Origin of the sequence: Myroides albus (genome assembly GCF_009711045.1) — a bacterium.
Lineage (GTDB): Bacteria > Bacteroidota > Bacteroidia > Flavobacteriales > Flavobacteriaceae > Flavobacterium > Flavobacterium album_A.
Genome location: NZ_WMJX01000058.1, coordinates 1 through 10,914 on the forward strand (window position 1 = coordinate 1; position 10,914 = coordinate 10,914).

Genomic DNA, 10,914 nt, shown 5'->3' on the forward strand with positions numbered 1-10,914 from the left:
AAGTTAGCTTATGAAATATGTGGTTGCTCGCGTGGATACTATAAAAGTACCTTTTTTACCTTTTGATTCTTTTATTGTCCCTCCTCCAGTTATACTAGAATTTGCCATATCTTTCTTTTTATTACTAAACATTTGACTTGACTTTTGATTAGGAGTTAATCGTCCTGAATTCATTTTAGATTCAATAACATAATATTTACCATTTCTAGTTGCTAAAATATCAGCTCGTATATCGGAACCATTAACAGTCATAGGTACCTGTCTATCAACAATAGTAAAACCATTTCTTTCTAAATCATATTCTGCAAGTGATTCTCCTCTTCTCCCATTAAAATTTGAACATTCTAGTCCAAACGGATCAATCCATAAACTAATATCATGTACATACCCATACAATGTAGGACTACCACCAGCTAACTCTATCGGGTCTTGACTGATATAATTCCCTTCTTCTGGGCTGTAATACCTAAAGCGGTTATAGGCTAGTCCAGTTTAACTCCCTCTTTATTATTTTAAATTAAAGAGTCATTGAATGCTGAAGCATTTCACTATCCAGTGTCTGACCTTGATAAAGGTAATTACAAAATCCCTCTTCTCCGCACAGAAAACCAATAGTTTACTCTCTCTTTTTTGTTTAAAGACAATTAAAGTTTTACTTTTTTATTGGATAAAACAAAAAGAGAGATAGGCGTAGCCGTTTGGTTTTCTGTGTGTTAATTTATCCTTCTTAGATTCTCTAAATCCCTCTTCTCCAATACTCATTCTTGCTTTTCCGAATGAATCAAGTGCCACCAACGCCGCCTGGCTCATTCGCTAAAAATGTCTACTAGACATTTTTTTAACGCTCTGCCCTCAGATTTTCTCACCAATATCACTATACCCTAGTATAAGAGTACCAAGGTGATCTGTCACGATACTGTACTTCTTTTTTCCCTTGATCTTAGCCATTGGAGCGAAGTTACCTTCTTCAAATACCCAAGTGATAATTTCGTCCGCAATAGCCTTATACAAAAAAACCTAAGAAAGATTAACTCTCTTAGGTTTTTTGTATAATTATTAATACTTCAAAGCTGTCATTTGTTTTTAAATATACATCTAAAAACTCTTTGATAGGATATATTTCTGATTCATAACATAACTCTTCTATTTTTTTTACATCCAATGTAAAAATCATGCAACTCGAAAAAACGAATCCTTTTAAATTAAAACAATGTACAAATATTATCTAATATTAATTCTCTTTTTTAAATTTATTCGAATTAATATAAACATTCGGTAGAGCTTCTAAAACAAGTTCTAATTCCTTCTTTTTCAACGTTATATTTACTTGTTTTAGATTTTTTAATTTTTTTAAAACTTCTATACTGCTCATAATATTTAGGTTAGGGCAAAACGAAACATCCAGAAATATCAAATTATGCTCTTCTGTTAAAAAATCTAGATTTACCAATGTTTTGCTATTATCCAAATTCAAAAACAATAAATTTTTCAATACTTTAATATCATCAAAGTTATTAAATTTTGGTGTTCTATATATAGTTAAGTCTTTTAGGTCTATTAGTTTAGACAACCCTTCTATCTCAGTCATTTTTGGCATAGTATCTATAAAAAGCATCTCTAAATTCGGCTTAGTAATTACTTTTTCACATTTTCTACAAGCTACAAGACTTATTTTTTTTACGTCTCCTTCAAGCTTAGTACAATCTATAATTTCTGATTTATCTCCAAATAAATTAACAAAAAACTCACTAACAACTGTCTCCAAACTTGCAGCTAAATAAGGGTATAGATTATTGCGTTGTTCTCTATACTTATAATTTAAAATAACTCTAATATTCATAATTTCATTATACCCTATTTCTCTACTAAAAGCAGGAAGTATACTATCAAGTGAATAAATAATAGGTAAGTCTAGAAATTCTTTCACCTTTTCTTGGTCAAAGAAATCATAGTTAGTGTGATTCTTAATAAAGTCATTATAAATTGTTACCATTAATCAAAATATTTATCATTAAAATTTATTTTCCCATTTGGAGCATACTTTTTCCACTTTTGGGGACTTACTGCTCTAGTTCTTGTAGATTTATTAGCCAATGGAACACCGTCTGCATCAAATCCAATTTTTTGCTGTTCAAAGAATCTTCTTGCTCCTTTATCAGATCTATTACCAGTATTTACTGGTGTAAACTCAACTGTATTTCCTGCAGGAAGCATTCCTGTTCCAACATGATCATTCATTCTAGATTGAAAATCATTTGTAGAACCTCCATATGTATTACCATTCTTATCATTAAATGAATATACTCCTCCTCCTTCAGGTGCATTTGCCCCCGTATTAACTTCTTGATTTGTAGGTGTACCAGTTGTTGGCTCTTGACAATTAAGTCCAAACACATCTAACCAATTATTCGGATCCACTACATACCCATACAGCGTAGGGTTACCACCTGCAAGACCTATCGGGTCTTGTGAGATATAATTCCCATCCTCAGGGTCGTAGTAACGGAATCGGTTATATGCCAGTCCAGTTTAACTCCCTCTTTATTATTTTAAATTAAGGAGTCGTTGAATGCTGAAGCATTTCACTATCCAGTGTCTGACCTTGATAAAGGTAGTTACAAAATCTCTAAACTTCGCATAGAAAACCAATAGTTTACTCTCTCTTTTTTGTTTTACTCTTGGAGGTGTTCCATTGAGATTTAACTTCTGAAACTGTATTTCTATTCTCCCTTTATCTATGAAATTATATATTAATCCCAGATTACGCGATAGACATATAAACGAAAAGTAATTATACAAAATAGCTCTGAATTAGTGAGTGAAGCATACTATAGTATGGTTTTATAACTAATGAAAGAGATATGAAATAGAATTGCTTTATAGTATTTGGCTAATGCGTAATCCAGGATAATTATAGTTAAGTAAACCTTAAACACACGACTTCTATCTCCCCTAAATCTATGATCTAATATTACCTATATCTCCTACTTTTGCTTAAAAAACACAAAACACCTCATTACCACCAACTTAACACACATTCAACTTATTTCGACATTTTACAAAACAGCTTCTGAGGCCACTAAATATGGACGTTGTTCAAAGATTGTAGGAGGTTTGTTCGGAGATTGTTCGGATATAGTGCGGAAAACAGGGCTTTTACCCAACAATATCCGAACAATCTTCCAATAAGACGTTTACAAGGGAACCTTCGACACTAAACTAAAGGGATCTTATTTATCTCTCATAGAGAATAGAGCAAATGCAAAATTAGAAGTAATCAATTAACAAAATCAAAGAGTTACAATAAGCATGAAATGATACCATTCCAAACTAACTTGTTGTTTATGTAGTTAACTCAATATTCACTCTAAGTTAAAAGCAATAGCTAACAAGAAGTCAAGTGCAACAATATGTAGTTGACAAATCTTCTGGTTAAGTGGCATTTCATAATTTGCAAATTAGGACATATTTACAAGATAAATATTAGCGATATTGTACTCCTAAACAAAAAAGCATGGATACTGAACCCATGCTTATCGTTTTTATATTACTATTCTATAACGCAATCTCACTATTCGCTATTTCGTTCAACAAAACAACCATTGCTGGAGTTGTACTCTTCTCGACATTAGCTATAAAGTGTTCTTTTTCACCAATGAGAATCATATCTTCTTTGCTCCCCATTCTGGCTGGGTTATCCTTTATTTCTTCCCATGTACTCGAAACGCATTCTTCCATTAAGTCGCGACTTGTAATACCTGTAGGAGTAATCACCAATCCATAAGGTGAGGCCAAAAGCGGCTTCATGACTACACCGTACAAAACATCTGCAACATGGTACTTATCCATAAACTTTACAAAGTTTTTCTTATTATCTTCAAATGGCTTTAATTCGCTTTTAATTCCCAACTCCATTATCCTACCCTTGATTGTTGTTGCTTTTTTAACTTCGTCAGGCAAAATATTAAGGCTCTGAATTTCAGGCAAAATGATTTGGATAACTTCACGCAAAGCTACTTGCATGGCTTTCAGCTGTTCTTTTGGTATATCAAGTTTAAACTTTACAGTAAAGTCATTCCATACTTTGTTAAAGAGTTCCTTCGCATCTTGGTTTTGAGTAAACTGATATCCCAAAGCCCCTGTATTTCTTCCTACAAATGAAACATCACCTTGTACCAACACTCTTAAATTTGTTACTATAAAACCAATACTATGGCGCTTACCTACAACTGGTATTTTCAAGTGCATTCCAACATAGCTATATACATACTCATCTGGGAGAGCCCCAACAGGTTGTAAAATCTGCTCAATAGCTAATTTGATAATGTGAGAGTTGTCCTCCCATTTTGGATGTTCTATATTAGAAACCATCAAAATCTCTTGTATTGTAACCGAAGAAGAATCCAGGTATTCTTTTAATTTTCGCTCAATATTTTGCATAGTATGTTAATTTTAACACACTAAAGATAAATATTTTAATATCATAAATCACAATTATGAAGTAGCTTAATACTTCCAAGCTAAGATACGACTTACTTTATTTCCTTGTTCCATATTGATAATACGCACCTCTTTTACTTCTGAGCGTTTAAGCAATGACTCAAGTGGCTTTAAATTATCCTTATTTGATACAAGAGTAGTAAACCATACAGCTTGCCTTTTAAAGTGTTTACTTTCGTAGATATAATTCGTTATAAAAGCTTTCTCTCCTCCTTCACACCAAAGTTCGTTATTCTGTCCACTAAAATTTTGAATAGGTTTTCCAACCACTTCTTTTCCTAAATTCTTTAGTTTTTGGGTGGTCTTTGCCATTACTTCTGCTCTTGATTTAAAGAAAGGAGGATTGCAAATAACAACATCAAAGTACTCCTTCTCTCCTATAATGTTTTTAAGAATATTTCGCTTTGATGTTTGTTGTCTAATACTAACATGGCTTTTTAAGTGGGGATTATGCTCTACTATATGACTCGCAGTTTTGATAGAAACAACGTCTAACTCAGAACCTACAAACTCCCATCCATATTCGGCTACGCCTATAATAGGGTAAATAACATTAGCTCCTATTCCCAAATCTAATATTTTGACACTCTTACCAGTAGGAATCTTTCCTTGATTTCCTTCCGCTAACAAATCTGCTATATAATGGATATAATCTGCACGACCAGGTATTGGTGGACAAAGATTTGTCTTTGGCATTTCCCAAAATGTTATCTTGTAATCCTTCATCAATATCGCTTTATTCAACAAAAGAACTGCTTCTGGAATGGCGAAATCAATGGTATCAACACCAGAGGGATTCTTAATAATGAAATTTCCTAACTCAGGTACTACTTGTTTCAATTTATCAAAATCATATAAATTGTGATGCTTGTTGCGTTGGTGTAGTTTCTTTTGTGTTTTCTTGCTATCTTTCATTATCTTGAGATTTGCTACAAAATTAGATTATTTAAAGAACTAAACAGACACAAACTAAAATAAATAGAAACCATACCTATGTTAATTTACGAGTAGGAGGTTAGTACTTTAACCCATCAATAAAAATCAGCACTATTATCATCTCTAAACCATTAACATAGCATTATTAGAAAAAATTAATCCAATTAATTTAGTTATTTATTCGAATAGCCTGTAATTTTACCATTCACAAAAATCAATGATTAAAATGAAAGTTGGAATAGATAGTTTAGCATATTTTATCCCTAAAATTCACTTGCCTATAGAGACCTTAGCCAAAGCGAGAAATATTGAACCTCTGAAACTTACCAAAGGTTTAGGTTTACAAAAGATGGCTTTGTTAGATACTTTTCAAGATGTAGTGACGATGGCTGCAAATGCCGCTCATAATCTACTTAAAGACAATCCAAATATACTTCCGAAAGAAATAGCTAAGATTTATGTTGGAACAGAAAGTGGGATAGATAACTCTAAACCTATTGCATCATATACACTGGGATTATTAGAACAAGTATACGGACAAGGAACTTTTAGAAACTGCGATGCTGTTGATCATACTTTTGCTTGTATAGGAGCAGTGGATGCTATGCAGAATGCGATAGACTTCATCAAAGCAAATCCTACAAAAAAAGCCATCGTTATCGCTACGGATTATGCCAAGTATGACTTAGCTTCTACAGGAGAGTACACACAAGGTGCTGGTGCTATTGCCCTACTTATTAGTACAAATCCACGTATGATTGCATTTAGCTCACAAACTGGTGTAGCCACTGAGAGTGTATTTGACTTCTTTAAACCGTATCGCACACTCGAGAAAAAGCTAATAACAGGAAAGGATACAAATCAAGTTTGGCACGGTATTGAAGAAGGGGAAATAACTTTGCACAAAGATCAACCTGTATTTGAAGGTCAGTATTCAAATCAGTGTTATATCAATAGAATTACAGAGGCCTACACCCACTTTAAAGAATTAAACAATAGACAAAGTGAAAAAGTATATCAACACTGGAAGGCTATCTTAATGCACCTACCTTACTGCTACCAAGGCCGTAGAACTTTTCATGAAATTGTATTGTTGGAAAATCCTGATTTAATTGATATCACAGCGGAAGATGCTAAAGATCAAATTAAAGCATTTGCCAAATCAGAAAAGTACATGGAATTGGTCAAAGACAAAATTGCCCCTTCAGAAATAGCTTCTGGAAACGTGGGAAATATCTATACTGGCTCTATTTTTTTAGGACTCTTGTCAACACTGACTCACTTCGCTGAGACAAGTGAAAATATCGAAAACTCGAAACTTGGATTTGTCGCTTATGGATCAGGCTCTAAATCAAAGGTATTTGAGGGAGAAGTACAATCAGAATGGTTGCAGGGAATGCCTTCAAAGTCCATTTTCACTGCGATTGAAGAATCTGAAGCAATCGATTTTGACACCTATATTGCACTGCACAAAAAAGAGAGAAAATCTCCATTAAAACAAGCTTGTAATGAATTCATACTTGATAGGATAGAACAAGAGATACCTCATTTGATAGGTGCTCGTTATTATAAATTTATACAGTAACTTACTGCCTTTGTTAATCCCTTGAATATAATTCAAGGGATTTTTTGTTTTATCCTCTATTCTACTTTGTTAAATCAAAACAAAAACGTCCCCCACTTCTCTACCGAATACTCATCCTACTTCCTATTTTCACCCATTATTCTTTGGGCAAATCAATTCTATTTTTTGATCTAAATCTTGTATTCGACACTTACATCGAAAACAATTATTTAAACAAAAATACAAAAAAGACATTTTTTATCAATAAAACTTAAAACAATCAAATATTTTTATATTTTAGCAATATTGTGTTGTTAAATAAATTAACAATTAAACTAACCCAAAACTAAAAACTTGAAAAATGAAAAAACTATTTGTATTAGCTTGCTTTATTTCCATGGCAAGTATTACGAGCTCGTGTAGTAATGACGACTCATCAACTCCTTCGAAAGAAGAAGAAACAAAAAACGAATTGGCCCTAACTAAAGGTCAAGGAACTTACCTAAAGACATTAGATGACAAAGGTTTTTTCAATCTAACTTTAAGTGGAGAGGACACTAAACTTGAATTAAGTTTAATTTCTAAAAAAATTGAGAGTGTAGATTTGTTAGAACCTAACATTGAATCTCATAAATATATACTCTCAACAGATCAACTACTCTACACCTTATCACCTGAAAGCAATCTAATCAATAAAAATGAAAAACTAACTATTCAATCTGCAGAGTTAGAAATTATCAATCAAGAGAATAAATACAGTATTACAGGTACAATTGTCGATAGCAATCAATTAACTTACACTGTAAAATTTAATGATGCAATTGATATTCAGCCCCTTTATCACACCGAATATACCTTGCAAAATGGTTGGTATTGGGGAGATGATGAATACAAACATCCCAATATCGGACAGTACATGACATTTTTTGCTGCTGGAAAAACAAATAACTATGGTGAACTTGACGGGGACGGCTACCGCGTTTCACTATCTCTTTATGACGAAAAAGCACCTAAAGCATGGGAAGCAAAAATACCTAATAAGACGTATCAAGCTTCTACAACTTTTGATAAGGGAAGCTTCTATATTGCAACATCTAAAGACATTGAAAAAGAAGAACCTGTGTACCGATATGCCTATTTTGAACACAGAGATAGCGACAAACAAATAAATCGAAAGGTGTATATACGAGATAATTCTTTCATTAAAGTCATAGAAACACCAAAAGGTCAAGAGGTGAGATTTAATCTTGAGTTATCTGATGGAACTCGTCATTTAGGAAAATACAATGGACCTATTAGACAAGGAGATGAAGCTACTATAACATCATTAAAAGAGAATAGGACAGTTGGCAACTTAGATATTGGTTATTTAGAATTTCAAGGTGCTTCGCCTATTAATGGATTGCAGAATAACAGATGGAATATTTACTTGTACAATAAAGACTTAAAAACAGATCCTGATAACTATTGGGCAGTAGGTGGCTCAGGGGAATATATGCGCATTGCTTTATATACGGAATTAAACCAAAAAACTTCTATTCCATCAGGTACTTATAATATAGGACCAGAAGCACCAAATATGGCAGGTTTTGGAGAGGGATTTGAAGCAGGTTTTGATTGGGGTACTTGGTACTTTGATTTAAAAAATAGCGATTTTAAAGATGCGGCTCCAGCCAAGAGTGGAAAAATAATTGTTACAAACCAAAACAATGTCTACACTATTTCTGTAGAATTTGAAGACGACAGAGAAAATATAGTTACGGCTAAATATACAGGAGAATTGATCTTTAAGAACAATGATAAAAACAAAAATTTTGATATTCATTCAGCTAAGTATAACAAGAACACCAAAAACTTCTTAGAGCAGTATAAACAAGAAAAAGCTTTAAGAGTACTTAATCGCTATTTGGGACAATAATTAGTCAACTAAAAAATACACAATATCAATACCCTCAACGTTATAGTTTGAGGGTATTTTTACTTGTGTAAACGCGCACACAAATTTGTCAAATAACTATGTAATAAAAATATTTCTGTTAATTTTTTTTTCAATACGTCACATAAAAAATAGAGTTTCAAGTAGAAATAGTCGAAACAAACAAAAGCAAATATTCTCAATAAGTACATATTTTAACATTTTAAAAACAGAAAATAACAATATGTAAATATAAAAAAGACATTTTTTGTCAATAAAACTTCAAACAATCAAATATTTTTATATTTTAGCCTCATTTAAACGTTAATTCATTTTAACATTTTGAACTAACAAAATTATAACTAACCAAATTACACCTAAATGAAAAAATTGATCTTTATGGCAAGTTGCTTATGCTTAGGAAGCATGACTACTTCATGTAGCAGTGATGATTCTTCTCCTCAAGTTCCAACAGAAGAAGACAAATCACTTAACTTAACAATTGAAAACAGCAAGGGAACTTATTTAAAAACAGATAAAGAAGCAGGAGTATTCAATATCGTTTTAGATGCAAAAGATACCTCTGTCAATTTAAACTTAATCTCAAACAAAGTAGAAGAAAAAGACTTATTAGATGCAAGATTAACCTCACAAAAGTATCTGGTTTCTGATAGCCAATCACTTTATTCACTAACACAAGAAAGCTCAATTACACACAAAAATGAAAAGCTAACAATACTTAGTGGAGAATTAGACATTAAAAACAATGATCAGAGCTATTCGATTGAAGGTTACTTAGTGGACAACAATAAACAAACTTATACCATTAAGTACAACTCTGATATTGATATTGAACCAGTATATCAAGTAAATTACGATTTTCAAAATGGTTGGTACTGGGGAGATAACCCGTTTGACAATCCAGGGATTGGAGAATATTTAAGTTTCTTCTCTTTTGGAGAAAAAGATAAATATGGTGATTTAGAAGGTGATGGACATGCTATTACAATTACATTCTTTGACGAAATGGCAAGTAAAGCATGGGAGGCAAAAATACCTAACAAGACCTTCAAATCTTCAAGCGAATTTGAAAAGGGAACATTCAAAGTTATCTCTAAAAAGGAATTAGAAGAACTTAAAGAAGGGGAACAAATTTACAATGTTGCTACTCTTCAAGTTAATAACAAGGCAGAGAATATAAAGGCGGAACTGTATATCATAGATGGTAGTATTAAAGTATTAGATAAAAATGGCAAGCAAGAAGTACGCTTCAATGTAGAGTTAGAAGATGGTACTCGTCACATTGGTAAATACAGTGGAAATGTTAGACAAGGCGATGAGTTCACAGTTACAACATTGAAAAGTGATAAACAAGTTGAACAATTAGACTTTGGATACTTAGAGTACAAAGGAAAGTCACCAATTACAGGTAAAGAGTTGAACCGTTGGAATATATTTCTATTCAACAACAAGCTTAAAACTTACCCGGAAAATTACTGGCAAATAGAAGGGTCAGGAGATTACCTACGCTTAACGATGTACACAGATGTAAGTATGACAACTGATATTCCGACTGGCGAATTTACTATCGGGGAAGAAGAAGTTGGCTTTATAGGCAAAGGTGGTGGTTCTGAACCTGGACTTGACTGGGGAACATGGTACTACAACGTTCTTAATGGAGATATGAATCAATACGCTCCTCTAAAAACTGGTAAAGTAAAAGTTTCTAAAAACAATGACACATATACCATAACAATCGATGCTATTGACGACAGAGAAAACAAAATCACGGCATCTTACAGCAGTAAACTACAATTTGTTGATCACGATATAAACAAAAACAGATCACTTGGTCTATCAAATAAAGCGATGAATGACAAAGCGAAAAACAAATTCGAAAAAACAAAACAACTCAGAACAAAGCAATTAATGAATCAGTATTTTGGAAAATAATTTAAAGGAGGGTGTCCCAAAAGGTCACCCTCTTTTGTATTATATA

At 32.7% G+C, this 10,914-nt stretch carries 10 protein-coding genes; 3 read left to right on the top strand and 7 right to left on the bottom strand.

The window, feature by feature from the left end; translation table 11 throughout:
* Positions 1-3: 3 nt before the first annotated feature.
* The 7 genes from GJV76_RS14360 to rlmF all read right to left on the bottom strand — a co-directional run bounded on the left by GJV76_RS14360 (position 4) and on the right by rlmF (position 5,415).
* Positions 4-396 carry a nuclease-related domain-containing protein gene (locus tag GJV76_RS14360; RefSeq protein ID WP_230381572.1) on the bottom strand — a complete coding sequence of 131 codons (393 nt, stop codon included), beginning with the start codon at positions 394-396 and terminating at the stop codon, positions 4-6.
* Between the two features lie 264 nt (positions 397-660).
* Positions 661-810, bottom strand: a complete 150-nt coding sequence (locus tag GJV76_RS14365; protein ID WP_155093290.1) for a hypothetical protein — start codon at positions 808-810, stop codon at positions 661-663.
* Positions 811-852: 42 nt separating this feature from the next.
* On the bottom strand, positions 853-1,011 hold the full coding sequence (locus GJV76_RS14370) for a hypothetical protein (protein WP_155093291.1): 159 nt from the start codon (positions 1,009-1,011) through the stop codon (positions 853-855).
* Positions 1,012-1,231: 220 nt separating this feature from the next.
* A complete protein-coding gene (locus GJV76_RS14375; RefSeq protein WP_155093292.1) occupies positions 1,232-1,993 on the bottom strand; it encodes a hypothetical protein in 762 nt (253 codons plus the stop codon).
* A complete protein-coding gene (locus GJV76_RS16010; protein WP_230381573.1) occupies positions 1,993-2,523 on the bottom strand; it encodes an RHS repeat-associated core domain-containing protein in 531 nt (176 codons plus the stop codon). Before GJV76_RS16010 ends, GJV76_RS14375 begins: the two co-directional genes overlap by 1 nt.
* Positions 2,524-3,555: 1,032 nt before the next feature.
* Complete coding sequence (locus GJV76_RS14390) at positions 3,556-4,440, bottom strand: hypothetical protein (RefSeq protein WP_155093293.1); 885 nt, start codon at positions 4,438-4,440, stop codon at positions 3,556-3,558.
* Positions 4,441-4,506: 66 nt separating this feature from the next.
* Positions 4,507-5,415, bottom strand: coding sequence for a 23S rRNA (adenine(1618)-N(6))-methyltransferase RlmF (gene rlmF, locus GJV76_RS14395; RefSeq protein ID WP_155093294.1), 909 nt, complete (start codon positions 5,413-5,415; stop codon positions 4,507-4,509).
* A gap of 247 nt (positions 5,416-5,662) precedes the next feature.
* Between rlmF and GJV76_RS14400 the strand changes: the two genes are divergently transcribed.
* From GJV76_RS14400 to GJV76_RS14410, 3 genes are all read left to right on the top strand, one after another.
* Entirely contained in the window at positions 5,663-7,021 is a 1,359-nt protein-coding gene (locus GJV76_RS14400; RefSeq protein WP_155093295.1) for a hydroxymethylglutaryl-CoA synthase family protein, read from the top strand.
* Between the two features lie 340 nt (positions 7,022-7,361).
* Positions 7,362-8,918 (top strand): hypothetical protein, encoded by a 1,557-nt coding sequence (locus tag GJV76_RS14405; protein WP_155093296.1) that lies wholly within the window; start codon positions 7,362-7,364, stop codon positions 8,916-8,918.
* Positions 8,919-9,296: 378 nt separating this feature from the next.
* Complete coding sequence (locus GJV76_RS14410) at positions 9,297-10,868, top strand: hypothetical protein (RefSeq protein ID WP_155093297.1); 1,572 nt, start codon at positions 9,297-9,299, stop codon at positions 10,866-10,868.
* Positions 10,869-10,914 lie beyond the last annotated feature (46 nt).

What these genes read in the sequence shown, in the direction of transcription:
- GJV76_RS14375 (WP_155093292.1), bottom strand. Translation starts at nt 1,993, where the DNA reads ATGGTAACAATTTATAATGACTTTATTAAGAATCACACTAACTATGAT.
- GJV76_RS14400 (WP_155093295.1), top strand. Translation starts at nt 5,663, where the DNA reads ATGAAAGTTGGAATAGATAGTTTAGCATATTTTATCCCTAAAATTCAC.
- GJV76_RS14365 (WP_155093290.1), bottom strand. Translation starts at nt 810, where the DNA reads ATGAGCCAGGCGGCGTTGGTGGCACTTGATTCATTCGGAAAAGCAAGA.
- rlmF (WP_155093294.1), bottom strand. Translation starts at nt 5,415, where the DNA reads ATGAAAGATAGCAAGAAAACACAAAAGAAACTACACCAACGCAACAAG.
- GJV76_RS14405 (WP_155093296.1), top strand. Translation starts at nt 7,362, where the DNA reads ATGAAAAAACTATTTGTATTAGCTTGCTTTATTTCCATGGCAAGTATT.
- GJV76_RS14390 (WP_155093293.1), bottom strand. Translation starts at nt 4,440, where the DNA reads ATGCAAAATATTGAGCGAAAATTAAAAGAATACCTGGATTCTTCTTCG.
- GJV76_RS14410 (WP_155093297.1), top strand. Translation starts at nt 9,297, where the DNA reads ATGAAAAAATTGATCTTTATGGCAAGTTGCTTATGCTTAGGAAGCATG.